This is a genomic window from Oceanimonas sp. MB9 (assembly GCF_011319775.1).
In the GTDB taxonomy this organism is placed as follows: domain Bacteria; phylum Pseudomonadota; class Gammaproteobacteria; order Enterobacterales; family Aeromonadaceae; genus Oceanimonas; species Oceanimonas doudoroffii.
In genome coordinates this window covers 583002-608236 of sequence record NZ_VFBE01000009.1, presented here as the reverse complement: position 1 = coordinate 608236, position 25235 = coordinate 583002, and the positions used below count along the sequence as shown (strand labels likewise).

27 protein-coding genes are annotated in these 25235 nt (G+C 62.4%); 17 read left to right on the top strand and 10 right to left on the bottom strand.

Annotated elements, in window-relative coordinates; genetic code table 11:
- Positions 1-59 precede the first annotated feature (59 nt).
- Positions 60-2057 (bottom strand): transketolase, encoded by a 1998-nt coding sequence (gene tkt / locus OJHNALOF_RS14180; RefSeq protein WP_165662418.1) that lies wholly within the window; start codon positions 2055-2057, stop codon positions 60-62.
- Positions 2058-2299: 242 nt separating this feature from the next.
- Between tkt and metK the strand changes: the two genes are divergently transcribed.
- From metK to ruvX, 8 genes are all read left to right on the top strand, one after another.
- Positions 2300-3457, top strand: coding sequence for a methionine adenosyltransferase (gene metK / locus OJHNALOF_RS14175; protein WP_094199034.1), 1158 nt, complete (start codon positions 2300-2302; stop codon positions 3455-3457).
- A gap of 381 nt (positions 3458-3838) precedes the next feature.
- Positions 3839-4372, top strand: a complete 534-nt coding sequence (locus OJHNALOF_RS14170; protein WP_240919734.1) for a SprT family zinc-dependent metalloprotease — start codon at positions 3839-3841, stop codon at positions 4370-4372.
- Entirely contained in the window at positions 4369-4839 is a 471-nt protein-coding gene (locus OJHNALOF_RS14165) for a peroxiredoxin (protein ID WP_094199032.1), read from the top strand. The genes OJHNALOF_RS14170 and OJHNALOF_RS14165 overlap by 4 nt, the downstream gene beginning before the upstream one ends.
- Positions 4840-4945: 106 nt before the next feature.
- Positions 4946-5650 (top strand): endonuclease, encoded by a 705-nt coding sequence (locus tag OJHNALOF_RS14160; protein ID WP_165662417.1) that lies wholly within the window; start codon positions 4946-4948, stop codon positions 5648-5650.
- The gene (gene rsmE / locus OJHNALOF_RS14155) at positions 5628-6359 is read left to right on the top strand and encodes a 16S rRNA (uracil(1498)-N(3))-methyltransferase (protein ID WP_165662416.1); all 732 of its coding nucleotides are present in this window, start codon (positions 5628-5630) and stop codon (positions 6357-6359) included. The genes OJHNALOF_RS14160 and rsmE overlap by 23 nt, the downstream gene beginning before the upstream one ends.
- Positions 6356-7303 carry a glutathione synthase gene (gene gshB, locus OJHNALOF_RS14150; RefSeq protein WP_165662415.1) on the top strand — a complete coding sequence of 316 codons (948 nt, stop codon included), beginning with the start codon at positions 6356-6358 and terminating at the stop codon, positions 7301-7303. Before rsmE ends, gshB begins: the two co-directional genes overlap by 4 nt.
- Before the next feature lie 62 nt (positions 7304-7365).
- Complete coding sequence (locus OJHNALOF_RS14145) at positions 7366-7920, top strand: YqgE/AlgH family protein (protein WP_094199028.1); 555 nt, start codon at positions 7366-7368, stop codon at positions 7918-7920.
- Positions 7917-8333 carry a Holliday junction resolvase RuvX gene (gene ruvX / locus OJHNALOF_RS14140; RefSeq protein ID WP_165662414.1) on the top strand — a complete coding sequence of 139 codons (417 nt, stop codon included), beginning with the start codon at positions 7917-7919 and terminating at the stop codon, positions 8331-8333. Before OJHNALOF_RS14145 ends, ruvX begins: the two co-directional genes overlap by 4 nt.
- 125 nt (positions 8334-8458) lie before the next feature.
- Here ruvX and OJHNALOF_RS14135 read toward each other — a convergent pair whose 3' ends face one another.
- From OJHNALOF_RS14135 to OJHNALOF_RS14120, 4 genes are all read right to left on the bottom strand, one after another.
- A complete protein-coding gene (locus tag OJHNALOF_RS14135) occupies positions 8459-9043 on the bottom strand; it encodes a response regulator transcription factor (RefSeq protein ID WP_165662413.1) in 585 nt (194 codons plus the stop codon).
- Positions 9043-10731, bottom strand: a complete 1689-nt coding sequence (locus OJHNALOF_RS14130; RefSeq protein WP_165662412.1) for a PhnD/SsuA/transferrin family substrate-binding protein — start codon at positions 10729-10731, stop codon at positions 9043-9045. The genes OJHNALOF_RS14135 and OJHNALOF_RS14130 overlap by 1 nt, the downstream gene beginning before the upstream one ends.
- A 162-nt stretch (positions 10732-10893) precedes the next feature.
- The gene (locus OJHNALOF_RS14125; RefSeq protein WP_094199024.1) at positions 10894-11382 is read right to left on the bottom strand and encodes a prolyl-tRNA synthetase associated domain-containing protein; all 489 of its coding nucleotides are present in this window, start codon (positions 11380-11382) and stop codon (positions 10894-10896) included.
- 6 nt (positions 11383-11388) lie between these two features.
- The gene (locus OJHNALOF_RS14120) at positions 11389-11691 is read right to left on the bottom strand and encodes a putative quinol monooxygenase (RefSeq protein WP_094199023.1); all 303 of its coding nucleotides are present in this window, start codon (positions 11689-11691) and stop codon (positions 11389-11391) included.
- Positions 11692-11765: 74 nt separating this feature from the next.
- Between OJHNALOF_RS14120 and OJHNALOF_RS14115 the strand changes: the two genes are divergently transcribed.
- The 3 genes from OJHNALOF_RS14115 to OJHNALOF_RS14105 all read left to right on the top strand — a co-directional run bounded on the left by OJHNALOF_RS14115 (position 11766) and on the right by OJHNALOF_RS14105 (position 14298).
- Positions 11766-12167 (top strand): VOC family protein, encoded by a 402-nt coding sequence (locus tag OJHNALOF_RS14115; RefSeq protein WP_094199022.1) that lies wholly within the window; start codon positions 11766-11768, stop codon positions 12165-12167.
- A 98-nt stretch (positions 12168-12265) separates the two neighbouring features.
- Entirely contained in the window at positions 12266-13306 is a 1041-nt protein-coding gene (locus OJHNALOF_RS14110) for a 3-deoxy-7-phosphoheptulonate synthase (protein ID WP_094199021.1), read from the top strand.
- Entirely contained in the window at positions 13303-14298 is a 996-nt protein-coding gene (locus OJHNALOF_RS14105; protein ID WP_094199020.1) for an LLM class flavin-dependent oxidoreductase, read from the top strand. The genes OJHNALOF_RS14110 and OJHNALOF_RS14105 overlap by 4 nt, the downstream gene beginning before the upstream one ends.
- Before the next feature lie 32 nt (positions 14299-14330).
- Here OJHNALOF_RS14105 and OJHNALOF_RS14100 read toward each other — a convergent pair whose 3' ends face one another.
- The 3 genes from OJHNALOF_RS14100 to OJHNALOF_RS14090 are packed head-to-tail and all read right to left on the bottom strand — an operon-like array spanning position 14331 to position 16894.
- On the bottom strand, positions 14331-15101 hold the full coding sequence (locus OJHNALOF_RS14100; RefSeq protein ID WP_094200503.1) for an ATP-binding cassette domain-containing protein: 771 nt from the start codon (positions 15099-15101) through the stop codon (positions 14331-14333).
- Positions 15088-16113 (bottom strand): vitamin B12 ABC transporter permease BtuC, encoded by a 1026-nt coding sequence (gene btuC / locus OJHNALOF_RS14095; protein ID WP_370462329.1) that lies wholly within the window; start codon positions 16111-16113, stop codon positions 15088-15090. Before btuC ends, OJHNALOF_RS14100 begins: the two co-directional genes overlap by 14 nt.
- A gap of 1 nt (position 16114) precedes the next feature.
- Positions 16115-16894 (bottom strand): TSUP family transporter, encoded by a 780-nt coding sequence (locus tag OJHNALOF_RS14090; RefSeq protein WP_094199018.1) that lies wholly within the window; start codon positions 16892-16894, stop codon positions 16115-16117.
- 126 nt (positions 16895-17020) lie between these two features.
- On the opposite strand from OJHNALOF_RS14090, the gene msrA reads away from it, so the two are divergent.
- Both msrA and msrB read left to right on the top strand, forming a co-directional pair.
- Positions 17021-17635 (top strand): peptide-methionine (S)-S-oxide reductase MsrA, encoded by a 615-nt coding sequence (msrA, locus tag OJHNALOF_RS14085; protein ID WP_165662411.1) that lies wholly within the window; start codon positions 17021-17023, stop codon positions 17633-17635.
- A gap of 1 nt (position 17636) precedes the next feature.
- Positions 17637-18107: a peptide-methionine (R)-S-oxide reductase MsrB gene (msrB, locus tag OJHNALOF_RS14080; protein ID WP_165662410.1), complete on the top strand. Its 471-nt coding sequence runs from the start codon at positions 17637-17639 to the stop codon at positions 18105-18107.
- A 3-nt stretch (positions 18108-18110) separates the two neighbouring features.
- Here msrB and OJHNALOF_RS14075 read toward each other — a convergent pair whose 3' ends face one another.
- Positions 18111-19616 (bottom strand): RimK family protein, encoded by a 1506-nt coding sequence (locus OJHNALOF_RS14075; protein ID WP_165662409.1) that lies wholly within the window; start codon positions 19614-19616, stop codon positions 18111-18113.
- Positions 19617-19754: 138 nt separating this feature from the next.
- On the opposite strand from OJHNALOF_RS14075, the gene OJHNALOF_RS14070 reads away from it, so the two are divergent.
- Positions 19755-20861 (top strand): GNAT family N-acetyltransferase/peptidase C39 family protein, encoded by a 1107-nt coding sequence (locus tag OJHNALOF_RS14070; RefSeq protein ID WP_165662408.1) that lies wholly within the window; start codon positions 19755-19757, stop codon positions 20859-20861.
- Between the two features lie 192 nt (positions 20862-21053).
- Entirely contained in the window at positions 21054-21512 is a 459-nt protein-coding gene (locus OJHNALOF_RS14065; RefSeq protein WP_094199013.1) for a hypothetical protein, read from the top strand.
- A 45-nt stretch (positions 21513-21557) separates the two neighbouring features.
- Here the strand turns inward: OJHNALOF_RS14065 and OJHNALOF_RS14060 are convergent, their stop codons facing one another.
- Positions 21558-21899, bottom strand: coding sequence for a hypothetical protein (locus OJHNALOF_RS14060; protein ID WP_094199012.1), 342 nt, complete (start codon positions 21897-21899; stop codon positions 21558-21560).
- A gap of 102 nt (positions 21900-22001) precedes the next feature.
- Between OJHNALOF_RS14060 and OJHNALOF_RS14055 the strand changes: the two genes are divergently transcribed.
- Positions 22002-23909, top strand: coding sequence for a PhoX family phosphatase (locus tag OJHNALOF_RS14055; protein WP_165662407.1), 1908 nt, complete (start codon positions 22002-22004; stop codon positions 23907-23909).
- Positions 23910-24091: 182 nt separating this feature from the next.
- Entirely contained in the window at positions 24092-25141 is a 1050-nt protein-coding gene (locus OJHNALOF_RS14050; RefSeq protein WP_094199010.1) for an NADP(H)-dependent aldo-keto reductase, read from the top strand.
- The last annotated feature ends 94 nt before the right edge of the window (positions 25142-25235 follow it).

Below are 25235 nucleotides of genomic sequence, written 5' to 3'. Positions count from 1 at the left end.
GATCACAGGTACAAAAAAACCGGCTAACGCCGGTTTTTTTATTCAGTCAGTGCTCAGGCTCAGGCCAGCAGGGCCTCGGCCTTCTCCACCACGTTTTCGGTGGTGAAGCCGAACAGCTTGAACAGCTCACCGGCCGGGGCCGACTCGCCAAAGCTGCTCATACCGATGATGTCGCCACCAAAGCCCACATACTTAAACCAGAAGTCGCGAATACCGGCTTCCACCGCCACCCGCTTGGTCACGGCGGCGGGCAGCACGCTTTCACGGTAGGAGGCAGACTGGGCGTCAAACACGTCGGTGGACGGCATGGACACCACGCGCACGGCGCGGCCCTTGGCAGTCAGCTGCTCGGCCGCGGCCACAGCCAGCTCTACCTCGGAGCCGGTGGCAATGAGGATCAGCTCAGGGGTACCGGCGCAGTCACGCAGCACATAGCCACCCTTGGCCACGTCGGCCAGCTGGGCCTCGGTGCGCTCCATCTGTCCCAGATTCTGGCGGGAGAAGATCAGTGAGGTGGGGCCGTCCTTGCGCTCAATGGCGTGTTTCCAGGCCACGGCGGACTCTACCTGGTCACAGGGGCGCCAAGTGCTCATGTTGGGGGTCAGGCGCAGGGAAGCAATCTGCTCCACCGGCTGGTGGGTGGGGCCGTCTTCACCCAGACCAATGGAGTCGTGAGTGTATACAAAGATGGAGCGCTGCTTCATCAGGGCGGCCATACGCACGGCGTTACGGGCGTATTCCACAAACATCAGGAAGGTGCCACCGTAGGGCACGAAACCACCGTGCAGGGCGATGCCGTTCATGATGGCGCTCATGCCGAACTCACGCACACCGTAGTGCAGGTAGTTGCCGGCGGCATCCTCGGCGCTGATGGCCTTGGAACCCTTGTGCATGGTCAGGTTGGAAGGGGCCAGATCGGCACTGCCGCCCAGCAGCTCGGGCAGCAGGTTACCAAAGGCGTCAAGGGCGTTCTGAGAGGCTTTGCGGGTAGCAATCTTGGCCGGGGCGGCCTGCAGGCCCTTGATAAAGTCGGCGCTCTGCTGTTCCCAGTCGGTGGGCAGCTCGCCGTTCAGGCGACGCTTGAGCTCGGCGGCCAGTGCCGGATATTCGGCGGCGTAGGCGTCGAATTTGGCGTTCCAGCCCGCTTCCTGCTCGGCACCCTTGGCCTTGGCATCCCACTCGCCGTACACGTCGGCGGGAATGTCGAACGGAGCATGGCTCCAGCCCAGTTGCTCGCGGGTGGCGGCAATTTCCGCCTCGCCCAGGGGGGCGCCGTGGCAATCGTGGCTGCCGCCCTTGTTGGGGGAGCCAAAACCGATCACGGTTTTGCAGCAGATCAGGGTCGGGCGACCGGTCTCGGCACGGGCGGCGTCGATGGCGGCGGCCACGGCGGCGCTGTCATGACCGTCCACGGCGGGAATCACGTGCCAGCCGTAGGCTTCAAAGCGCTTGGGAGTGTCGTCGCTGAACCAGCCTTCAACATGACCATCGATGGAGATGCCGTTGTCATCCCAGAAGGCAATCAGCTTGCCCAGGCCCAGCGTGCCGGCCAGGGAGCAGGCCTCGTGGGAGATGCCTTCCATCAGGCAGCCGTCACCCAGGAAGGTGTAGGTGAAGTGATCCACCACCTCGTGGCCGGGCTTGTTGAACTGGGCGGCCAGCGCCTTTTCGGCAATGGCCATGCCCACGGCATTGGTGATGCCCTGACCCAGGGGACCTGTGGTGGTTTCCACGCCCGGGGCGTAACCGTATTCCGGGTGGCCGGGGGTCTTGGAGTGCAGCTGACGGAACTGCTTGAGATCGTCGATGGACAGCTCGTAACCGGTCAGGTGCAGCAGGGAGTACAGCAGCATGGAGCCATGGCCGTTGGACAGAATAAAGCGGTCACGGTCGGCCCATTCCGGGTTGGCGGGGTTGTGCTTCAAGTAATTACGCCACAACACCTCGGCGATATCCGCCATGCCCATGGGGGCTCCGGGGTGACCGGAATTGGCTTTCTGTACCGCATCCATACTGAGCGCGCGCACGGCATTGGCCAGCACTTGACGAGAAGGCATCGACATCTCCTGAGAAATTCTTATAAAGAAGGGTGAACAAATCGGCGGTCATTGTCCCAAAGACGGCCGGGAGGCGCAAATTATTCTCCCCCGGCGTGACCTCCGCCCGCCGTGCCGGTCACACATTTTTCTGGCATTCCCGCCCTCGCCTCTCTAAAATAGCCGTCCAGATGTTAATACCGCCATTTTGTGCGGTCCCTGACAACACCGAATTCATTAAAAGTTTTAGGAAGTGAAGCAAAATGGCCAGACTGTTTACCTCCGAGTCCGTGTCCGAAGGTCATCCCGACAAGATTGCCGACCAGATCTCCGATGCCGTACTCGACGCCATCATCAAGCAAGACCCCAAGGCCCGCGTGGCCTGCGAAACCTACGTCAAGACCGGCATGGTCATCGTGGGCGGTGAAATCTCCACCAGCGCCTGGGTCGACATCGAAGAGCTGGCCCGCCGCACCGTGCGTGACATCGGCTACACCAGCTCCGACATGGGCTTTGACGGCGACAGCTGTGCCGTGCTCAACGCCATCGGCAAGCAGTCTCCCGACATCGCCATGGGCGTGGACCGGGAAGACGAAGATCCCTACGCGCAAGGTGCCGGCGATCAGGGCCTGATGTTTGGCTACGCCTCCAACGAAACCGACGTGCTGATGCCCGCGCCGGTCACCTACTCCCACCGCCTGGTCAAGCGCCAGGCCCATGTGCGCAAGGCCAAGGAGCTGCCCTGGCTGCGTCCGGACGCCAAGTCCCAGGTGACCTTTGTCTATGACGACGGCAAGCCCGTGGGCATCGACACCGTGGTGCTGTCTACCCAGCACAGCCCCGACATCGATCAGGCCACCCTGCGTGAAGCCGTGATGGAGCTTATTATCAAGCCGGTGCTGCCCGCCGAGTGGCTGAGCAAGAACACCAAGTTCCATATCAACCCCACCGGTCAGTTCATTATTGGCGGCCCCATGGGTGACTGTGGCCTGACCGGTCGCAAGATCATCGTGGACACCTACGGTGGCATGGCCCGCCACGGTGGCGGTGCCTTCTCCGGCAAGGATCCGTCCAAGGTGGACCGCTCCGCCGCCTACGCCGCCCGCTATGTGGCCAAGAACATCGTGGCCGCCGGCCTGGCCGATCGCTGTGAAATTCAGGTGTCCTACGCCATCGGCGTGGCCGAGCCCACCTCCATCAGCGTGGAAACCTTCGGCACCGGCAAGGTCGCCGAGGAACTGATCGACGCCCTGGTGCGCGAACACTTCGACCTGCGCCCCTACGGCCTGATCCAGATGCTGGACCTGAACCGTCCCATCTACCAGGCCACCGCCGCCTACGGTCACTTCGGCCGGGACGAGTTCCCCTGGGAAGCCACCGACAAGGCCGCCCTGCTGCGCGACGCCGCCGGCCTGAAGTAAGCATCAAGGGGAAGCATTCGCTTCCCCTTTTTTGTACCGCTTGCAGAGCTGTACACTTTCGTCGGTCAAAGCGCACTGCTTCTCCGGCACGCCGTGAATACCTCCATGTAGGCTCCGTTGCGCCATCCATGGCGCAAAGGGCACGGCGAAGCAGACACCCTTTGCCCTCCTATATTCACTCGGAGCTGACTGACAGCAAACAGGCAACGCCGATGTTGCCCGAAGCAGCAGTGGGGATTGCCGAAGCCGACCATAAAATGCCATGGATGGCATTTTCGAGCGTTACATGGAGGTACTTGAAGCGTGTCGGCGGAGCGCAACCGCGCTGATGTTTCGCAGTGCGATCCCTTTTGGCAACGTGTGTAAGCCCGGAGCCAATTTATGGCTTACCGTTATACAAACATGAAACACGACGACGCCCTTTTTCAGCAGATTCAAGACAGGGTCAGCGAATGCCTGGCTCTCGCCAGTCGCCACACCGGTCGTCACTTCGACCCGCCATTGGTGCGCTTTAACCAGCGCGGCCGCATTGCCGGCTCCGCCTGGACCGAACGCTGGGAGCTGCGCTTTAACCCGGTGCTGCTGGCCGACAATGCGCAGGATTTTCTGACCGAAATCGTGCCCCACGAGGTGGCCCACCTGGTGGCCTTTGCCCTGCATGGCCAAGTGCGCCCGCACGGGCGGGAGTGGCAAACCATCATGAGCGAGGTGTTCGGCCTTGAGCCCCGCACCCGGCACCGGCTCAATACCGAGAAGGTCGCCCCGGTTTTTCGCTATGATTGCGGTTGCCGAATCCATAAACTGAGCCTGCGCCGGCACAACAGCGTGCGGCGCGGTCAGAAACGATACCAGTGTCTGCACTGCGGCCAGCCACTGATGCCCATCAAACCGTCAGGAAAAAGGACAACCCCATGATCAAACCCGGTGACACCCTGCCCCAGCACGACTTCACCTTTATCACCGAAAGCGGCAAGGCCAACGCCGACACTCACAACCTGTTCGGCAACAAAAAGGCGGTGATCTTCGCCGTGCCCGGCGCCTTTACTCCGACCTGCTCCCAGGCCCATCTGCCGGGCTTTGTCGCACTGGAAGACGAATTCCAGACCAAGGGCGTGGAGCTGTTTTGCCTGTCGGTAAATGATGCCTTCGTGATGCACGCCTGGCAGCAAAGCCAGAACGCCGGCGCCATTACCATGCTCGCCGACGGCGACGGCGCCTTTACTCGCGCACTGGGGCTGGCCAAGGACACCGGTGCCTTTGGCGGCCTGCGCGCCCAGCGTTTTGCCCTGGTGGTGGACGATGGCGTGGTCACTCAAGTGTGCGTGGAAGCCCCCGGCCAGTTTGAAGTCTCTTCTGCCGAGGCCATGCTGCAGCTGGTGTGATATACAATGAGCGCGAAGCCTGCTTCGCGCTCCCATCCTTCCCCTTTTCCCCGCCCCGCCGCCGGTGGTAAGCTTGCGCGCACAAATACCAACATAACAATGAGTCGTGCGCTATTTTCTTCTGATCCTGAGCCTGTGCTCCTCGCTGGCTTATGGCGAAGCCTTGTCGTTTCGTCAGGCCAAAAAGGTGGCTCCGGGCATTTACACCGATCATCCGGTGAGCTTTTACTGTGGCTGCAACATACAAAAACAGGGCAAAAAACTGGTGCCGGACCTGGCCGGCTGTGGTTACAGGGTGCGCAAGCAGGAAACCCGCGCCAGCCGCATTGAATGGGAACATGTGGTGCCCGCCTGGGAATTCGGCCACCAGCGCCAGTGCTGGCAGCAGGGCGGGCGCAAGAACTGTACTCGCAAGGACCAGGGATTCCGGCAAATGGAAGGGGACCTGCACAACCTGGTGCCGGCGGTGGGTGAGGTCAACGGCGATCGCTCCAATTACCGCTTTTCCGAGTGGAACGGCAAACCGGTACAATATGGCCGCTGCCAGATGCTGGTGGACTTCAAGGGCCGCAAGGTGCAGCCCCCTGCCGACAGCCGGGGCGCCATTGCCCGCACCTATCTGTATATGCAGCAACAATACAACCTGAAAATTGCCCGCCAGCAGCAGAAACTGTTTGAGGCCTGGAACCGGCAATACCCGGTCACTCCCTGGGAGTGCGAGCGGGACAAACGCATCGGCCGCATTCAGGGCAACCACAATCCCTTTGTTCAGGAGCAGTGCAAAAACTATGCGTATACCCCGAATCCATGAGCCAAGTCCACTTGCCACCGGCCAGGAGCTGACCCTGTCCGAAGACGGCGCCAACCACGTGGGCCGGGTGCTGCGCATGCAGGCCGGCCAGGCTCTGGTGCTGTTCAACGGCAACGGCGGCCGGTACCAGGCCGAGATTATTGAAGCCGGCAAGAAAAGCGTACGAGTGCGAGTGGGCGAGTTCAGTGCCGATGAGGTGGAGTCTCCCCTGCACTTTCACCTGGGACAGGTGATGAGCCGGGGTGAAAAAATGGAGTTCACCATTCAAAAGTCGGTGGAGCTCGGGGTCAACGTCATCACCCCGCTGTTTTCCAGCCGTTGTGGCGTCAAACTCACCGGCGAACGGCTGGAGAAGAAGCTGCAGCAGTGGCAGAAAATCGCCATCGCCGCCTGCGAGCAGTGCGGTCGCAACCGCGTTCCCGAGATACGCCCGGCCATGGCCCTGGAGCAGTGGCTGGCGGAAGACACCAATGAGCTCAAGCTCAACCTGCATCCCCGCGCCGATTACAGCGTCAACACCCTGCCCACCCCCGATGCCGGCGTACGCCTGCTGATCGGCCCCGAAGGTGGACTGTCGGACGAGGAAATTGCCACCGCTCAGGCCCGTGGCTTTCTTGATATACTGCTCGGACCGCGCGTACTGCGCACCGAAACCGCGGCGCTGACCGCCATTACCGCCCTGCAATGCCGATTTGGAGATCTTGCATGACCATTAAACTGGGAATCGTGATGGACCCCATTCAGTCCATCAATATCAAAAAAGACACCAGCTTCGCCATGCTGCTCGAAGCCCAGCGCCGGGGCTATGAGCTGTGGTATATGGAAATGGGCGATCTCAGCCTGCGCGACGGTGAAGCCTTTGGCCGCATGGCCCGGCTGACCGTAAAGGAAGATGCCGGCCAGTGGTTTACCCTGGCCGAGCCCGAACTGACTCCCCTGCACAGCCTGGACGTGATCCTGATGCGCAAGGACCCGCCCTTTGACACCGAGTTCGTCTACGCCACCTACCTGCTGGAGCGGGCCGAAGACAAAGGGACACTGATCGTCAACAAGCCCCAGAGCCTGCGCGACGCCAACGAAAAGCTCTACACCGCCTGGTTTGCCGAGCACACTCCGAACACCCTGGTGACCCGCCGTGCCGCCGATATTCGCGCCTTTCACGCCGAGCACAAGGACATCATTCTCAAGCCCCTGGACGGCATGGGCGGCGCCTCCATTTTTCGCGTGAAGGAAGACGATCCCAACCTGGGCGTTATCATCGAGACCCTTACCGAGCACGGCAGCCGCTACTGCATGGTGCAGACCTATCTGCCCGCCATCAAGGATGGTGACAAGCGCGTGCTGGTGGTGGACGGCGAGCCGGTACCCTACTGCCTGGCACGCATTCCGCAGGGCGGAGAAACCCGGGGCAACCTGGCCGCCGGCGGCCGAGGCGAAGCCCGCCCCTTAAGCGACAGTGACCGCCGCATTGCCGAGGCCCTGGGCCCGGTGCTCAAGGCCAAGGGACTGATTTTTGTCGGCCTCGACATCATCGGCGACCGCCTCACCGAGGTAAACGTCACCAGCCCGACCTGCGTGCGCGAGATCGAGGCGGCCTTTGACGTCAACATCACCGGCATGCTGATGGACGCCATTGAAAAGCGGCTATCCTGACAGTAACACTCACGGCGCCACCGTCGCTGCCGGCGGCGGCCCGCTACTCATATCGAGACAACATGGAATCACTGGAACATCATTTTTTGATCGCCATGCCCAGCCTCAAGGATCCCTTCTTTGCCGGCTCCGTGACCTATATCTGTGAGCATAACGAGGAAGGTGCCATGGGGCTGGTGATCAACATTCCGGTCGACATGCCCCTGCACGAGCTGCTGCATCAGCTGGAGCTGGAGCCCGACGACGTGCCCGGAATGGATCAGCCGGTGCTGCAGGGCGGCCCGGTATCCGCCGACCGGGGATTTGTACTGCACACTCCGATGGAAGGCTTTGGCTCCAGCCGGCGGCTTTCCGACAGCCTGATGATCACCACCTCCCGCGATGTGCTTGAAACCCTGGGCACCGATGCGGCGCCGGAGCAGTATCTGGTGGCCCTGGGCTACGCCGGCTGGACCCCGGGCCAGCTGGAGCAGGAGCTGGTGGAAAACAGCTGGCTGACGGTACCCGCCGACAACAGCCTGATCTTCGATACTCCCCTGGGTCAGCGCTGGCATCAGGCCATTGGTCGGCTCGGCATCGACTCCCGACAGCTGTCATCCCAGGTGGGTCACGCATGAGCCGTACCCTGCTGGGCTTTGACTATGGCCTGAAAAGCATTGGCGTGGCGGTCGGCCAGGAGCTGACCGCCAGCGCCCGTCCTTTGCGCGCCCTCAAGGCCAACGATGGCGTCCCAAGCTGGGATCAGATTGAGCAGCTGCTCAAGGAGTGGCAGCCAAGCCTGCTGGTGGTGGGGCTGCCGCTCAATATGGACGGCACCGAGCAGGACATCAGCCGCCGCGCCCGCAAGTTCGCTAACCGGCTTCATGGCCGCTTTGGCCTGCCCGTGGAATTGCAGGACGAGCGCCTGACCACCACGGATGCCCGCGCCCGGCTGTTTGAAGCCGGCGGCTACAAGGCCCTGGGCAAGGATGCGGTGGACGCGGTCTCGGCCCAGCTGATTCTTGAGTCCTGGATGGAAGCAAATCCGTGAGGGGTGACAAGTAGGTTGGAATGAGCAGCGCGAATTCCAACATTTCCGCAGCCGCCTGAGTGTTGGGATTCGCTGCGCTCATCACAACCTACGGCCCTACGTCTTACTTTTCACTTCTGACGTCCTTAACCCTGATACAGCTGCCAGCAGTGCAGCAGCTCGGCCATATTGGCCGCTTCCAGCTTGGTCATGGCCGAGGCCCTGTGCACCTCCACGGTGCGCACCGCCACGCACAGCTGTTCCGCAATGGCCTTGTTGGTCAGCCCCTGAGCGACCAGGGTCACCACCTCGTGCTCCCGGGCCGACAGCCTGGCCACCCGTCGTCGGGCGTCGGCCTGCTGTCCCAACGCCTGGGCCTGTTGCCAGGCCCGCGCCAGCACCTCTGCCAGCCGGCGGGCATCCACCGGCTTTTCCAGAAAATCCACGGCGCCCAGCTTCATGGCTTCCACCGCCTGGGGCACGTCACCGTGGCCGGTAAGCAGGATCACCGCCACCGGGCATTGCCGGCGGCCCAGCTCCGCCAGCACCTCCAGCCCGTCCAGCTCCGGCATGGCCAGATCCAGCAACAGCACCGCCTCGGCATCACCATCGAACTCTTGCAGAAACCGGGTCGGCTCGGACCAGCCTCGACTGTCATGGCCCATGGCCTTGAGCAGAAAGGCATTGGCAGCCAACACCTTGGGATCATCGTCAAGCAGGTAAATGTGCATCAGTCATCCTCGGGCAAAAACAGTGTGGCACGCGTGCCGTCTTTTACATTGGCCAGGGTCAACCTGCCTCCCAGCCGGCGCGCCAGCCGGTAGCTTACCATCAGGCCAATGCCCATGCCGTGCACCCGGCTGGCGGGCAGGGTATGACCCAGTGCCTCGATCACCGCCGGCGACACACCGCCGGCATCGTCTGCCACCGTCAGCGTCCAGCCGTCGTCACCGGACACGGCGGTGAGCACCAGCCGCCCACCCCGACCCCGGCGCTCAAAGGCATCCAGGCTGTTGCCCAGCAGGTTGGCCAGGATCTGCTCCACCGCCGGGCGCACACTGAGCAACTCGCCGGCACCGGCATTCAGGCTCAGGCGCACCCCGGCGGCCTGGGCCCGGGGAGTGATTCTGTCGGCCAGCTCCCTGCACAGCATCTCGGGGGCAAAGGCCTGTGGCCCCGGCAGCGGCTGGCTGGCCCACTGGCGAAAACGGCGAATAATATCGGCCCCTCGCTCGGTTTCACTAACGATATGATTGAACACCTCACGGCTGTTTTCCTCTGTAGTCATCAGCTCGCCGGCCTGGGCGTAGGCCTGAATGGCCGACAGCGGCTGGTTCAGCTCATGGGCCAGGCCGGTGGCCATTTCACCCAGCAGGGTGGCCTGACGCGCCCGCACCAGTTCCAGCTCCCGGCTCTGAATAAGGCCATGCAGCCGATCGCGCTCGTCGGTGCGCTTGAGCAGCAGTCGAGTAACACGAACATGGTGCAGGGCAATGGTGAGCAGCACCAGCATCAACCCTGCCAGCCATTGCCAATAATCCAGCAGCACGGTGCGCAACTGTCGTAGCGGCGGGGACTCTTCCGGCCCCAGACGCCAGTCTTGCAGCAGTCGCTCCACTTCATCCAGGCGAATGGGCGCCCCCCACAAGGCGCGCCCGTCCTGTTTCATGGCCAGCAGGACCTGGGTAATGTTCCGTAGCAGGGTCTCGTCATTGATGCCGGCGGCGGCAAAACTCCAGCCCGGATAGAGCGGCGTGGAGCGGGCGCAGGGGGTGTCGGCCTGCAGCATGAGCACACGAAAGTCCTGTCGGGCCACCAGGCCTTCCTCCATCATTTGCTCCAGGGTACAAGCGGGTACCATGACGGCGTCCAGGGCCCCGTCACGCAGCAGGTAGATCAGGGCATCCACCGGGTAGCCGCGAAACTGCAGGTCCAGGCTGGCCGGGGTCACGCCCTGGCGGCGCAGCTGCTCCGCCACCAACAGGTAGCCGCCAAAGGCCTGTTCATGCACCGCCCCCACACGCCGGCCCGCCAGCTGATGGGCCGCGGTAATGTCGCCGTCGGCGCGCACCAGCAGGGTGGCCGCCACGCTTTCCCGAGCCGAGCCAAAACGGGGATCCCGGTACGACGCCAGCCAGTTCAGCCCCTGGTTGCGGTTGAGCACATAATGGGCCGGATTGGTGACCACAAAGTCGAGCCGCCCCTCGGCCAGGGCCGCATCCAGCTGCTGCTGGGTCAGGTAGGCACCGTCGAAATGATGGGCCGGCAACGCCCGGTTGAGATCGTCGAGCACTCCGTGCCACTCCCCCCTGGCCTGGGCCTCGCCCCGGTAGGCAAGAAACCCGATTTGGTAGTCGCCGGCCATGGCCGGCAGCACCGTCAGCAGCCACCAGGGCAGCCACCGCAAAGGCCATAACATGGGCTCACTCCTTTTTATGCCATTGTGCGCGCAACACCAGTATGAACGAGCATGAGCACCGGGCGCCAAAACGGCCAGTGTACACCCAAGCGACGCGGGGCGCCGAGCACCGGCAGGATAAAGCGAGGGGAAAGCAGGCGGGGCATGGCCGCCCCGCCGGGATCAGCCCAGGGAAGGCACCGCCAGCCAGCGGGGAGCATGGCCGGTTTTTTCGGTAAAGCGCAGCAAATCGGTCCGGCTCAGCAGCACGGTGGCGGTATTGCGCAGCGGATGGCAGTGAAAGTCGTCGCCGTCCCGCAACGTTTCATCCAGCCACAACTCTACCTGTTGCTGCGAATCGTTGACCAGCGCCAGCACCGACACATGGCCCGGCGCCACCCCCAGGTAGCGCTCCAGGCGTTCGGCCGAGGCAAAGCCCAGCCGCGACCAGCCCAGCTGGCGCGACAGCGCCTTGAGATCTACCTGCTTGTCGTGCCGTGTCAGCAGCAGGGCATGACGCTTGCCGTAGTTGTCCCGCAGAAACAGGTTTTTCAGCCGGGTACCGGGCCGGTCCACCAGCAGGCGGTCGGCATCATCACAGGTGTGCAGCGGCGGGTGCTCAATCAGCGGCGGCGTGATGTGCCAGTCCGCCAGCCGGGCCATGATGTCCATAAGGAATTAACGCGCCGGGTTCACCGCCAGCACGTCGGCGCGGATCACCGACTGCTCGGCGATCAGCTCGTTGACCACGGCACGGCTGGCCTGGTAGTGGGGCGTTTCCTTGTGGGCGGCCAGGGCGGCTTCGTCCTGGTAGATTTCATAGAGCCAGAACAGCTCGGGATCGGCTCTGTCCTGCAGCACGTCAAAGGTGTGGCAACCGGGCTCGTCGCGCACGGAGGCGGCGGCATTGGGCAGCATGGCGTCGAGAAAAGCCTGGGTGGTGCCGGGCTTGAGCTTGGTTTTGACAATAATTGAATACATTGTAAACTCCAATTGTTTATGTAATTTCAACAAATAGTACACAAATATCAGAATGAGTGCCAAGGAGCCCAGCAATGGAAAGACCCGGTCGTTTTAACGGCATGCGCCATATCGCCTTTACCATGCCCAATCTGGAGGAATGCGTCCAGTTCTACACCGAGATCATGGGCATGGAGATCCTCAACCGCGCCAGCGACAATCTGGTGTATTTGACCTGCGGCAATGACAACCTGTCGCTGGGCCGCGCCGATTTGCCCGCCAGCGGGGTGCAGGGCATGGATCACTTCGGTTTTATCGTCGACAGCAAGGAAGAGCTGGATCAATGGTTTCAGTACTTCAAGGCCAAGGGCGTGACCCTGCTGGATCAGCCCCATGATCACCGTGACGGCGCCCGCAGCTTTCACATCACCGATCCCGCCGGCAACGTCATTCAGCCCATCTACCATCCGGCCATCTCCGGACAGCGTTTCAGTTAATCCCAGAAAACTTGAAGGCCGTGGTTTTCCCTGCCACGGCTTTTGGTTATGTTAGGGACATTGTGCTGCTGCACCTCATTCTTTCAAGCAGGCTGTTCATGTCCCACTCTACAGACGAACTGAGAAGTCGCCGGCTGGCGTCACTGACCACTCCTCATCAACTTGCCGAGCGTTATCCGCTCACCGACACCATGGCCGAAACGGTGCTGACCGCCCGTAGCGAAATTGAAGCCATTCTCTCCGGTGACAGTCATCGGCTGCTGGTGATCATCGGGCCCTGCTCCATTCACGACCCGCAAGCCGCCCTGGCCTATGCCGAACGGCTGGCGCCGTTGAAGGCCCGCTACGCCGACAAGCTGTGCATTGTGATGCGCACCTATTTTGAAAAGCCGCGCACCATAGTGGGCTGGAAAGGCCTGATCAACGACCCGCACCTGGACGGCAGCTTTGACATCAACACCGGCCTGGCCCTGGCGCGCAAGTTGCTGGGCGACATCAATGCCCTGGGGCTGCCTACCGCCACCGAGTTTCTGGATATGGTGACCGGCCAGTATATTGCCGATATGATCAGCTGGGGCGCCATTGGCGCACGCACCACCGAAAGCCAGATCCATCGGGAAATGGCCTCGGCGCTGTCCTGCCCGGTGGGCTTCAAGAACGGTACCGACGGCAATATTCAGATTGCCCTGGACGCGGTGCGCGCCGCCGCCCATGGCCATATTTTCTGCTCCCCCGACAAGGACGGACAGATGACCATCTACCAGACCGACGGCAACCCCTATGGCCATGTGATTTTACGCGGCGGCAAGACCCCCAACTACGACGCTCAAAGCATTGAGCAGGCCGCCGCCGGCTTGCATGCCGTGGGCCTGTCGACTCGGCTGGTGGTGGATCTGAGCCATGGCAACAGCCAGAAACAGCACCAGCGCCAGCTGGCGGTGGCCGACGACATCGCCCGCCAGCTCGAGGGTGGCAGCCGCTTTATTGCCGGGGTCATGATCGAGAGCTTTATTGAGCCCGGCCGTCAGGATGTGGAAGGTGGCAAGGTGCCGGTGTTTGGTCAAAGCATTACCGACGCCTGCCTGGGCTGGCAGGACAGCGAGCAAGTGCTTGAACGACTGTATAGAGCGGTGCCATGAGCCTGTTATCTCAAGTCAAACTGTCCCTGCTCGATCTGGTGCACATTCGCGCCGGTCACGATGCGGCCGATGCCCTCAGCAATTCCGTTGCCCTCGCCCGCCATGTAGAAGCCCTTGGCTTTGAGCGATTCTGGCTGGCCGAGCACCACAACCTGGATGGCATCGCCAGCTCGGCCACCGCCGTACTGGTGGGTCACATTGCCGGCCAGACCCAGCGCATTCGCGTGGGCTCCGGCGGCATTATGCTGCCCAACCACCCGCCCCTGGTGGTGGCCGAGCAGTTTGGCACCCTGGCCACCCTGTATCCGAATCGCATCGACTTGGGTCTGGGCCGGGCTCCGGGCACGGATCCCGAGACCATGCGCGCCCTGCGCCGACGGCCGGAAGACGGTGAAGACTTTCCCGAGCAGGTGCAACAGCTGCAGCAGTTACTGGCCCCGGCACGCCATGGCCAGAAACTGATGGCCATTCCCGGCGCGGGCACCGAGGTGCCCATCTGGCTGCTGGGCTCCAGCCTGTTCAGTGCGCAGCTCGCCGCCCGGCTGGGCCTGCCCTTTGCCTTTGCTTCTCACTTCGCACCGCGCATGCTGTTTGAGGCGAGTCGACTTTATCAGGAGCAGTTTCAGCCTTCGGCGGTGCTCGACGCCCCCTACCTGATGCTGGGACTGCCGGTGATCATGGCCGATAGCGACCGCGAGGCCGAGTTTCTCGCTACCACCGCCCAGCAAAAGGTACTGTCGCTGCTGCGCAACCAGGCGCGCCTGCTGAGCCCGCCGGTAGAGAACATGGACCAGCACTGGTTGCCCCACGAACGCCGGGGCGTGGAAGACTTTCTTGGCGCCGCCGCCATCGGCGGCCCGACACGCGTGGCGGCCCGGCTTGAAAGTCTGCTGGCGCGTACCGGTGCTCAAGAAGTGATGGCGGTCACGGATATCTTCGATCAGCAGGCCCGCCACCACAGCCTGTCGCTGCTGGCCGGTCTGCAAGGCTGAGCCGATTTGACGGGGCGGGACTTAATCCGCCCCTATTGCCGATTTTCGGTTTCACCACTGTCTGGCAACAACAGTCGCCGACCGTCCTGCTCCAGCAGCGTGACCCTCACCTCAAACACCTCGGCCACCAGCTCGGGGGTCAGCACCTCAGGGCCGCCCCGGGCCGCCAGCCGGCCACGATGCAAACACCAGATATCATCGCCGAACTGGGCCGCCAGGTTGATGTCGTGAATGGAGGCCACCACCGTCAGGCCGAGCCCGGCATAGTGACGCAACAGCCGCAGGGTAGCGAGCTGATGCTGCCAGTCCAGCCCCGCCAGGGGCTCGTCCAGCAGCAGCAGACGTGCATCGGGATTAAGCGCAGGTGACACCTGCAGCAGGGTTTTGGCAATCAGCAAGCGCTGCTGCTCGCCGCCGGACAGCGCCGACAATGGCCGGGCATAGAGGCGGTCCAGCTTCAGAAAGCCACTTAACACCGCCATCTGCTCACAGGCGGCCTCGGTCACCTCTCCGCCGGGCACGCCCAGGGCCAGCAATTCATAGCCCTTGAGTCCGGCGGGCAGCACCGAATGCTGCACCAGCATGGCCCGCAGATGGGCCAGCTCTGCCAGCTCCAGATGATCCAGCAGGGCACCGTCCAGCTCAACCTGGCCTTCAGCCTCGAGCAGCCCGGCCGCCGCCAGCAACAGGCTCGACTTGCCGCTGCCGTTGGGGCCCACCAGCAGGGTCAGCCGGCCGGCCTCAAGGGTACCGCTGACCGGCCCCACCCGCTCATTCACACCGAGGGCATCAAGCGTCAGCATGGCGTTTCACCAGTAACCACACGAACACCGGCGCCCCCAGGGTGGCGGTCACGGCGCCGATGGGCAGCTCCCCGGTTATCAGGGTTTGCCGCGCCAGCAAATCCGCCAGCACCAGCAGGGCGGCGCCGGCCAGGGCCGAGGCCGGCAGCAGGAAATACTGACGACCGCCCACCAGCAACCGCAGCAGGTGGGGCACCACCAGGCCCATAAAGCCAATCACCCCGGCCATGGCCACGCTGAAGGCGGTCAGCAGGCACACCGCCAGCACCAGCCGGGGTCGCAGGCGCTGGGCATCCAGGCCCAGCAAGCGGGCCTGTTGTTCGCCCAGGGCCAGCAGATCCAGCCGGCGGCCCTGGCGTACCAGCCACAGCAACGCCAGCACCGCCGGCAGCCACCAGCCCCAGGACAGGCGCTGGCCATAGCCCAGGCTGCCCATCATCCAGAACAGAAAGGTACGCAGCGAGGCGTCGTCGGCCAGATACAGCAGCCAGGTCAGTATGGCGTTGGCAAAAATACCCACCGCCACGCCAAACAACAGCAGGGCCCCCTGCCCCAGCCGGCGCCGGGCCAGCAGCATCAGCAGCACAGTAATCACCAGGGCACCGGCAAAGGCCGCCAGCGACACGCCCCAGTGAGGCAGGTTCCAGCCCAGCCAGCCCGCCAGAGACAGGGTCAGTACCGCCGCCAGGCTGGCACCGCTGGAAATGCCAATCAGCCCGGGCTCCGCCAACGGGTTGTGCAACAGCACCTGCAGCACGGCACCGCACAGCGCCAGGCTGGCCCCCACCAGCACCGCCAGCAGGGTGCGTGGCAGCCGCAATTGCCAAAACACCTGCTGCTCCAGGCTGGACACCGGCCGCCACAGCACCTCCAGCCCCACGCCCACGGCCCCGGACTGCAGGCTGAGCAGCACCGCCGCCGCCAACACCAGGCTCAGTGCCAGCAACCAGCGCCGGTAACGTTGGCGCTGGTCGGCCAGCAGGCCGCTGAGTGCCGCCGTCTTATCGCTCACCTCAGCCCACCCAGCCAAACCACTGGGGATATTGCTGCCACAGCAGTCGCGCCGACATGACCAGCGACACCGTCACCAGCATGGGGCGAATAATGCGGGTACCCCGGGTAACCACCATTTTGGAGCCCAGCCTGGCCCCCATAAATTGCCCCGCGGCCATGGCCAGGCCGGCAATCCAGACCACCTGGCCGCCCAGCATGAAAAACAGCAGAGAGGCAATATTGGAAGTGAAGTTCAGCAGCTTGGTATGGGCCGTGGCCTTGCCCATGCTGTAGCCGGCCAGGGCAATAAAGCCCAGGGCAAAAAAGGAACCGGTGCCGGGGCCAAAAAAACCGTCGTAAAAGCCGACGCCGGTACCCACCAACAGGGCAAAGGGAATGATCCCCAGCCGACGTTGACGATCTTCATCCCCCACCCGCGGGGAAAACAGAAAATACAGGGCAAAGGCCGCCAGCAAAAACGGCAGTACCTTTTCCAGCACGGAAGCGTCAATCTGCTGTACCAGCAGGGTGCCCAGCATGCTGCCGACAAAGGTACAGGCCACCGCCCACCTCATGTTGCGCCAGTCAATCAGCCCCCGGCGCAGGTAGTAAAGGGATGCCGAAAAGGAGCCGAAGCAGCTTTGCAGTTTATTGGTGGCGAGCGCCATGGTGGGCGGCATGCCGGTGGCCAGCAGGGCCGGCACCGTAATGAGGCCGCCACCGCCGGCAATGGCGTCGATAAAGCCGGCCAGCAGGGCCGCCAGCGCCAGCAGTCCCAGGGTCAGCAGATCCAGTTCCATAATTTTCCGGGGTTCAAAACAAGAAAGGTGCCAAGATTAACAGGATGCGCCGCAAGGCAACAGCAAGCCTTGCTCCGACCTTCGTCTATGGTAACGTAGGCCGGACTTTTTAAGGAGGAACACCGCATGAGCGATGAGGTACTGGGGCTGTTGCCCAACGACTTTCCCGATATCGACGACGGCGCCTTTCGCCAGACCGGCGAACGCACCCTGGTGCTGGCCGGCGGCTGCTTCTGGTGCACCGAGGCGGTGTATCGCCAGCTTGAGGGCGTAATCGCAGTGATCTCGGGCTACGCCGGCGGCGACGCCGACACCGCCAATTACCAGGCGGTGTGCACCGGCACCACCCGCCATGCCGAAGCCATTCAAATCACCTATGACAGCGACCGTATCGGCCCGGCCACCCTGCTGAAGGTGTTTTTCGGCATCGCCCACGATCCCACCCAGCTCAATCGCCAGGGTCACGACACCGGCACCCAGTACCGCTCGGCGGTGTTCTGGCAAAACGAGCAGGAACGCACCCTGGTGGAGCGCTACATTGACCTGCTGGAGCAGGCCGGCGCCTTTAAACAGCCCATCGTCACCACCCTGGAGCCGCTGGACGTTTTCTATCCGGCCGAAACCCATCATCAGGACTACGCCGCCAAACACCCGGATCAGCCCTATATTGCCGCCGTGGCCCGGCCCAAGGTGGCCAAGGTGCAGCACTACTACAAGCATCAGCTGAAAAAGGACATCTGACATGGCCCAGACTCCCAGCCCCTATGATCTCTCCCCGCCCGAAGAGGCCAGGCTGCAGACCCTGGCCGACGCGCTGAGCCCGGACGAGCGCCGCATTCTGCTCAACCAGGGCACAGAGCCGCCCTTTTGCGGCGGCCTGCTCGATAACCACGAAGACGGCTGTTATGTATGCCGGCTGTGTGCCCTGCCGCTGTTTTCTTCTGCCTGTAAGTTCGAGTCTGGCTCCGGCTGGCCGAGCTTTTATGCCCCCTATCACCCGGACCACATTCGCGAGCTGGCAGACATGAGCCATGGCATGCGCCGGGTGGAGATCCGCTGTGCCCGCTGCGACGGCCACCTGGGCCATGTGTTTCCCGATGGCCCGCCGCCCACCGGGCTGCGCTATTGCCTGAACTCCGCTTCCATGCAGTTTTGCCACGATGACGAGCCCAAGCCGGATCCGCTCAAACGGGGCGAAACCGGCTTTCTGTAAGCATTAACGGCCGTCGCGCCGCCCCTTTTTGGCGGCGACGGCCTCCCTGCCCTTTTCAAACCGCCGCACGAAATCTTCTATGACCATGTCGTAGAGCCGATCTTTCAGAAACACGTCTTCCACCCCGTGATCGATATTGGGGTTGTCGTTCACCTCAATGACCGCAACCCGGCCCTTGCCTTCCTTGATATCCACCCCGTACAGACCATCGCCGATGGGTTTGACCGCCTTGAGCGCGGCGTTAATCACCGCCGAGGGCGCCTCATGGGTTGGCAGGGTGACAAAGCCGCCGGAGTCCGCCTCCTTGCCGTCGTTGTGGCGGTAAATCTGCCAGTGCCCCTTCACCATGAAATATTTACAGGCAAAGATGGGCTGATGATTGAGCACACCGATGCGCCAGTCGAACTCGGTGAAAAAATACTCCTGGGCCAGTACCAGGGCCGAGGCATTGCGCAGCTTGCTCAGGGTCTCGACCAGCTGCGCCTTGTCGGCCACCTTGTACACGCCCCGGGAAAACGCGCCATCGGGTATTTTCAGCACCAGCGGATAGCCCAGTTCGGTTTCCAGCCAGTCGGCGGCGTCTTTCTGTTTGGGATTCACCATTAAGGTTTTGGGGGTCGGCACGCCGTTTTTGGCAAAGCTTTCCGCCAGAAAAATCTTGTTGGCACAACGCAGAATGGCGGTGGGCGAGTCGATCACCACCAGGCCCTCGTGCTCGGCCTTCTGGGCGAAGCGAAAGGTATGGTGGTCAATGGCGGTGGTTTCGCGAATAAACAGGCCGTCGTACTCGGCCAGCCGCTGGTAGTCCTTGCGGGTAATGGTTTCCACGTTTACCCCGGCCCGCTCGCCGGCGCGTACAAAGCGTTTCAGCGCCCCCGCATCCGACGGCGGCAGCGCCTCATTCGGGTTGACCAGCATGGCCAGATCGTAACGATAGCGTTTGGCGGATTTGGGCTGCCGCCAGATGATGCGGGAATAGCGATCCAGGGCATTGGCAAACAGGTCTTCTTCCTGCTCCGCCAGCTCCCGGGGCGACAACGGCGCCAGGCCGGTCAACTCCCAGCGACTGCGGCGCCTGAAGGTCAGCTCCAGCACCGGACAGGGCAGGCGTTCGAACAGCTCCCGGCACAGGCTTTCAAGCCCGGGCACTGCACACTGGCCAAAGCAGCTTTTGACTTTCACCTTCGCGCCCGCCTCAAGATCACCAACATGCGCATCCAGCGCCTCGGACACGCCGTCAAAGCCAAAGGCAAACAGCCCCTTGTTGCGCAGATTATTCAGGGTGGACACCGACGGGATCACATGCTGGCCCCGGGCTTCCGCCAGCAGCGAGCAATAATAGCCCTTGGACAGGTACTTGCCGGTGCGGCACAGGTTGATCACTCGAGTGCGGGGCGCGTTCTTGACCGGCGGCTGCTTGAGGTAGGTCTCGAAGTCCACCAGGTTTTCACTGGGAAAATAGGGCGCCCAGGCGCTGAGCTCATCCACTACCAGAACAAGTTGGGTCATGTAGAAATCCGTTTAATAAAAAGCGAGCCTTGTGCATCACTCTATGTATAAAGCCCGCCGGATACACTGAAATTTTCTCGCCGACCGATCAAATTTATCGTATGTTGAACCACCCTCACCTTGCTTTCGGATGCCTTGATGTCCGCGCCTGTTGTTCGCCCCGCCCTGCGTTCCGATCTCGATGTCCTGCTGGCCCTGGAACACCGTTGCTTTGATCAGGACAGGATCAGCCGGCGCAGTTTTCTGCGCTTTACCGAGCACCCTCAGGATGTGCTGCTGGTGGCCGAACAGAATGACGCCCTGCTGGGCTATGTGCTGGTGCTGTTTCGCCGCAATACCCAGCTGGCGCGCATCTATTCCATCGCGATCTCCCCCGATTCCCGCGGCCTAGGGCTGGGCCGGACCCTGCTCGAACAGGCCGAGGCCAGTGCCCGGCAACAGGGGGCGGTGTTCATGCGCCTGGAAGTGCGCACCGACAACATCGCCGCCCAGAACCTGTACCAGCAACAGGGCTATCGCCAGTTCGGCATTTATCACGATTACTACGAAGACCATGAGAGCGCCCTGCGCTATCAGAAGCGCATTCATCACTACCACCCCCTGGCCGGCAGCCGAACCGTGCCCTACTACCGCCAGACCACGGAGTTTACCTGCGGCCCCGCCTCGCTGATGATGGCGCTTTCCGCCCTGGATGCCACGCACCATACCCAGCCCGACGAAGAGCTGCAGTTGTGGCGCGAGGCCACCACCATTTTCATGACCCAGGGGCATGGGGGCTGCGGTCCCCACGGCCTGGCGCTGGCGGCCCACCGGCGCGGCTTTGCGGTGGAGCTGGTGCTCAATCAGGACGGCCCGCTGTTTATCAACAGTGTGCGCAGCCCCGACAAGAAAGTGGTGCTGGAGCGGGTACACCGGCAGTTTCTCGCCAACCTGGCCCAGGCCGGCATTGTGCCCCGTCATGAGCACTTCACCCTGGAGCAGCTGGAACAGGGGCTGAGTCAGGGCCGGTTGCCGCTGGTGCTGATCAGCACCTATCACCTGGACGGACGCAAGGCGCCGCACTGGGTACTGGTGTGCGCCATGGACCGGGAGTTTGTCTATATTCACGACCCCGACATCGACGAGGCGACGGGGGAGAGCCCGGTGGACAAACAGTACCTGCCCATTGCCCGCTCCCGCTTCGATCGCCTGGCCCGTTACGGCCAGCATGGCCTGCGCACCCTGGTATGGGTGGCCAAACCCTGAGCATGGGTCAGGAGTTGTCGGTCAGCTTTGGTCGCCCCACTTTCAGGAAAAACGAAATAACCCATATAAAACAGCATGTTAATGTAAAATTAAATTCAAATGATACCGTGCTGTGCCCGCTGAGTCCCTCTTCCCAAAGCCAAAAAAGGCAGTATATTTCCCGGCAATGACAAACCGCTGAGTGAGACAGCCATGTTTAAAAAGACCCTTGCAATTCTGATGCTGCCGATGCTGTTCGGTATTCAGTCGGCCATGGCCGGTGAAACCCTCAACACCATTCTCGGCGGCGGCGCCGGCGGTGCCGCCGGTGCCCTGCTCGGCAAACAGATGGGCGGCGACACCGGCGCCCTGGTGGGTGCCGCCCTGGGTGGTGCCGCCGGTGGTGCGGCCACCGCCAACCGTGGCAACAAGAACGAGGCCGCCATCGGTGGTGCCGTGGGTGCCCTGGGTGGTGCCGCCCTTGGCAAGAACCTGGCCGGCGACGGCGGCCAGCTGATCGGCGCCGGTGTGGGTGGTGCCGCCGGCTCCGCCATCGGCGCCAAAACCGGAGATGGGCACAAAAAAGAAGTGCATCACCACCACTACCACGGCAAGAAAAAATATTACAAGCGTAAGCACCGCCGCGACTGGGACGATGACGACGACGATTGAGTTCCAGCGCAATGAAAAAGGCAGCCGATGGCTGCCTTTTTTGTATCAGTGGCGTGGATGATGACGCAGTTTCAGGTAAATAAGCCCGGCGCCCATCAAGGTACCCAGGGGAAAGGACGGCAGTTGCACCGCCACCAGCACCCAGAACGGCCACTGCCGGCGCATGCCCTCCACTGACAGATAGCCCAGCCAGGCCCGGCGACACAACCACAGCCAGGCGGCGCAAATCAGCAGCAGAAACGGCCACAGCCAGGGGCCGGCCTGACTTCCTGCCTGAGCGCTATTCTGCAAAGTCAGCCAGGCGCCCGCCAGCAGCAACACCGGGATCAATATCGCCTGTATGCTAATAATGATTTTCGCCAGGGTATCGGCGCTATGGGTTTTCATGTCTTTTTCCTGTCATGTGGTTGTTATCAAACTGCCATGATGACGCAGCAGTATTCGGGGTGCAAAATTCCTAACCCGCCGTGAGCAAAGGATAATTACAACATGAGTCGCTTTGAACGTCAGGACGAGCTGAACCATCCCCGGAACGAGGTTCCCGAATTTACCCAGCTGGTAGAAAAAGGCCTGAGCCGCCGCCGCTTCCTCGGTGGTGCCGCCGCCCTGGGCGCCGCCGCCTTCTTTACCGTCTCGCCCCTGTCCCGGGCCGTGGCCGCCGCCACCAAGGCAAGCCCGCTGATGGGCTTTGCCCCCGTTCCGGCCAGCACCAAAGACACCATTACCGTACCGGCAGGCTACCAGGTGGAGCGTCTGGTATCCTGGGGCGATCCCCTGTTTGGCACCGTGCCCGAGTTCAGTGAAACCGGCAACAACGCCGATGCCCAGGCCGGCCAGTTCGGTGACAACAACGACGGCATGAGCTTCTTTGCCCTCGACGACAACACCGCCATTCTGGCGGTCAACAACGAATATTGTAATTACGAAATCATGTTCCCCCACCAGGGCAAGAACATGAGCGCGGACGACGTCAAATGCGCCCAGGCCGCCCACGGCGTGTCCATTATGACCCTGCAAAAGCAGGATGGGCGCTGGCGCCTGACCAAAGACGGCAAATACAACCGCCGCATTCACGCCAATACTCCCATGGCCATCGGCGGCCCGGCCAAAGGCCACCCCCTGCTGCAAACCGCCGCAGACCCCAAGGGCGAGCGGGCGCTGGGCACCTTTAACAACTGCGCCAACGGCATGACGCCCTGGGGCACCTACCTCACCTGTGAGGAAAACTTCAACGGTTACTTCGGCAGCCAGCGTGACGCCGACATTACTCCCGCCCAGGCCCGCTATGGCATTGGCCGGGAAGACGCCGGCTGGCAGTGGCATACCCATGACTCGCGCTTTGATCTGGCCGAGCACCCCAACGAGGCCAACCGCTTCGGCTGGGTGGTGGAGATCGACCCCAAGGATCCGGATTCCATGCCGGTCAAGCGCACGGCGCTGGGCCGTTTCAAGCACGAGAATGCCGAGCTGGTCATCGACCAAAGCGGCCATGCCGTGGTGTATCTGGGCGACGATGAGCGCGGCGAGCACCTGTATCGCTTCGTGAGCAAGCACAAATACAACCCCGATGACCAGGCTGCCAACCGCAACCTGCTGGATGAAGGCACCCTCTACGTAGCCAAATTCCACGAAGGCCAGGACGGCGAGCTCAGGGGCAAGGGCGAGTGGCTCGAGCTGACCCATGGCAAGAACGGCCTGACCGCGGAAAACGGCTTTGCCAGCCAGGCCGACGTGCTGATCCATGCTCGCCTGGCCGCCACCCAGGTGGGCGCCACCACCATGGACAGGCCCGAATGGGTAGCGGCTCACCCCCATGAGCCCGTGGTGTTTTGCACCCTGACCAACAACAAGAACCGTGGCGTGCATGACAACCAGCCGGTGGGCGGCCCCAACCCCCGCGCCGAAAACCATTACGGCCAGATCCTGCGCTGGCGCCCGGCCGGTGGCAACCACACCGCCAGTGAGTTTGACTGGGATCTGTTCGTGCTGGCAGGCAACCCGACCGTGCACGGTGAAGGCCTGTACGCCGGCTCCGCCAATATCAACGCCGACAACATGTTCAACAGCCCCGATGGCATCGGCTTTGATCAGGGCGGCAGGCTGTGGATTCAGACCGATGGCAACTACTCCAATCAGGGCGACTTCGCCGGCCAGGGCAACAATCAGATGCTCTGTGCCGATCCCAACAGTGGCGAAATTCGACGTTTCCTCACCGGCCCCGTGGCCTGTGAGGTGACCGGACTGGCCTTTACCCCGGATTACAAAACCCTGTTTGTGGGCATTCAACACCCGGGCGAAGATCTGGCCGGCTCTCACTTCCCCCTGGGTGGCAACAGCAAACCCCGCTCCAGCGTCATGATGATCACTCGGGAAGACGGCGGCATTATCGGCGCCTGATCCACTGAATGACCAAGGGTTAGGAACCGGAAAAATCTGCCTGGTTCCTAACCCTTACGCTTGCGTCTCACTCCTCGCACCAGCCTCACGCCTCCACTCCCAACAGCCTAACCGTGATATCGCCCCTGCTTTACTGGTATGCTGTTTTGCAAAAAACACGCAACCAACCCACGGGGAGCGCTATGCAATACCGAAAACTGGGCAATACCGATATCGACGTCAGCCTCATCGGCCTCGGCACCATGACCTGGGGCGAGCAAAACAGTGAGGCCGAGGCCCACGCCCAGCTCGACATGGCCATGGACCATGGCGTCAACCTCATCGACACCGCCGAGCTCTATCCCATCCCCCCGCGGGAGCACACTCAAGGCGCCACCGAAACCATGATTGGCCACTGGCTGGCGGCCAGGGGCTGCCGTGACCGAGTGGTACTGGCCACCAAGGTGGTGGGCCGGGCCCACGACCCCAAGCGTCCGTCCTACTTTCGCGACGGCAAGCCCATGCTGGACCGGGCCAATATCGTTAAGGCCCTGGATGACAGCCTGCGCCGGCTGCAGACCGACTATGTCGACTTTTATCAGCTGCATTGGCCCGATCGCCGCACCAACATGTTCGGCCAGCTCGGCTTTGAGCAGCTCGACGATGCCGATACCGTGCCCATTGCCGAAACCCTGGCGGTGCTCGACGAGCTGGTCAAGGCCGGCAAAATCCGCCACATTGGCCTGTCCAATGAAACCCCCTGGGGTGTACACCAGTTTCTGCGGGAAGCCGAGCGCCACAACTATCCGCGCATTCAGGGCATTCAGAACCCCTACAACCTGCTCAACCGCACCTATGAAATCGGCCTGTCCGAATTCTCCCTGCGCGAGCAAGTGGGGCTACTGGCCTACTCACCCCTGGCCTTTGGCATGCTCACCGGCAAATACGAAAACGGCGCGCAGCCCGAAGGGGCCCGACTCACCCTGTATAATCGTTTTCAGCGTTACAACGGTGCCGCCTCACGGGCCGCCACCAGCGCCTATGTAGCCCTGGCCCGACAGCATGGCCTTACCCCCACCCAGCTGGCCCAGGCCTTCGTCAACACCCGGCCTTTTGTCACCAGCAACCTGATTGGCGCCACCAGCCTGACCCAGTTGAAGGAAAACCTCGACAGTGTCCATGTGGTGCTGACCGAGGAGCTGCAACAAGGCATTGCCGACATTCATCAGCAATATCCCAACCCGGCACCCTGAACTGCCCGGCCCGTTGTGATAACGGGCCGCTTTTTACGATTAATGTGCCCCCGACATGGTAGTTCGACTCCGGCCCTTGCTACCATTACGGTCT

Coding starts and splice junctions, on each gene's coding strand:
- OJHNALOF_RS14075 (WP_165662409.1), bottom strand. CDS start 19,616: ATGACCCAACTTGTTCTGGTAGTGGATGAGCTCAGCGCCTGGGCGCCC.
- OJHNALOF_RS14100 (WP_094200503.1), bottom strand. CDS start 15,101: ATGCTGACGCTTGATGCCCTCGGTGTGAATGAGCGGGTGGGGCCGGTC.
- OJHNALOF_RS14115 (WP_094199022.1), top strand. CDS start 11,766: ATGGAAAGACCCGGTCGTTTTAACGGCATGCGCCATATCGCCTTTACC.
- ruvX (WP_165662414.1), top strand. CDS start 7,917: ATGAGCCGTACCCTGCTGGGCTTTGACTATGGCCTGAAAAGCATTGGC.
- rsmE (WP_165662416.1), top strand. CDS start 5,628: ATGCGTATACCCCGAATCCATGAGCCAAGTCCACTTGCCACCGGCCAG.
- tkt (WP_165662418.1), bottom strand. CDS start 2,057: ATGCCTTCTCGTCAAGTGCTGGCCAATGCCGTGCGCGCGCTCAGTATG.
- OJHNALOF_RS14130 (WP_165662412.1), bottom strand. CDS start 10,731: ATGTTATGGCCTTTGCGGTGGCTGCCCTGGTGGCTGCTGACGGTGCTG.
- metK (WP_094199034.1), top strand. CDS start 2,300: ATGGCCAGACTGTTTACCTCCGAGTCCGTGTCCGAAGGTCATCCCGAC.
- OJHNALOF_RS14065 (WP_094199013.1), top strand. CDS start 21,054: ATGTTTAAAAAGACCCTTGCAATTCTGATGCTGCCGATGCTGTTCGGT.
- OJHNALOF_RS14170 (WP_240919734.1), top strand. CDS start 3,839: ATGGCTTACCGTTATACAAACATGAAACACGACGACGCCCTTTTTCAG.
- gshB (WP_165662415.1), top strand. CDS start 6,356: ATGACCATTAAACTGGGAATCGTGATGGACCCCATTCAGTCCATCAAT.
- msrB (WP_165662410.1), top strand. CDS start 17,637: ATGGCCCAGACTCCCAGCCCCTATGATCTCTCCCCGCCCGAAGAGGCC.
- OJHNALOF_RS14110 (WP_094199021.1), top strand. CDS start 12,266: ATGTCCCACTCTACAGACGAACTGAGAAGTCGCCGGCTGGCGTCACTG.
- OJHNALOF_RS14135 (WP_165662413.1), bottom strand. CDS start 9,043: ATGCACATTTACCTGCTTGACGATGATCCCAAGGTGTTGGCTGCCAAT.
- OJHNALOF_RS14145 (WP_094199028.1), top strand. CDS start 7,366: ATGGAATCACTGGAACATCATTTTTTGATCGCCATGCCCAGCCTCAAG.
- msrA (WP_165662411.1), top strand. CDS start 17,021: ATGAGCGATGAGGTACTGGGGCTGTTGCCCAACGACTTTCCCGATATC.
- OJHNALOF_RS14105 (WP_094199020.1), top strand. CDS start 13,303: ATGAGCCTGTTATCTCAAGTCAAACTGTCCCTGCTCGATCTGGTGCAC.
- OJHNALOF_RS14120 (WP_094199023.1), bottom strand. CDS start 11,691: ATGTATTCAATTATTGTCAAAACCAAGCTCAAGCCCGGCACCACCCAG.
- OJHNALOF_RS14165 (WP_094199032.1), top strand. CDS start 4,369: ATGATCAAACCCGGTGACACCCTGCCCCAGCACGACTTCACCTTTATC.
- OJHNALOF_RS14090 (WP_094199018.1), bottom strand. CDS start 16,894: ATGGAACTGGATCTGCTGACCCTGGGACTGCTGGCGCTGGCGGCCCTG.
- OJHNALOF_RS14050 (WP_094199010.1), top strand. CDS start 24,092: ATGCAATACCGAAAACTGGGCAATACCGATATCGACGTCAGCCTCATC.
- OJHNALOF_RS14055 (WP_165662407.1), top strand. CDS start 22,002: ATGAGTCGCTTTGAACGTCAGGACGAGCTGAACCATCCCCGGAACGAG.
- OJHNALOF_RS14060 (WP_094199012.1), bottom strand. CDS start 21,899: ATGAAAACCCATAGCGCCGATACCCTGGCGAAAATCATTATTAGCATA.
- OJHNALOF_RS14125 (WP_094199024.1), bottom strand. CDS start 11,382: ATGGACATCATGGCCCGGCTGGCGGACTGGCACATCACGCCGCCGCTG.
- OJHNALOF_RS14070 (WP_165662408.1), top strand. CDS start 19,755: ATGTCCGCGCCTGTTGTTCGCCCCGCCCTGCGTTCCGATCTCGATGTC.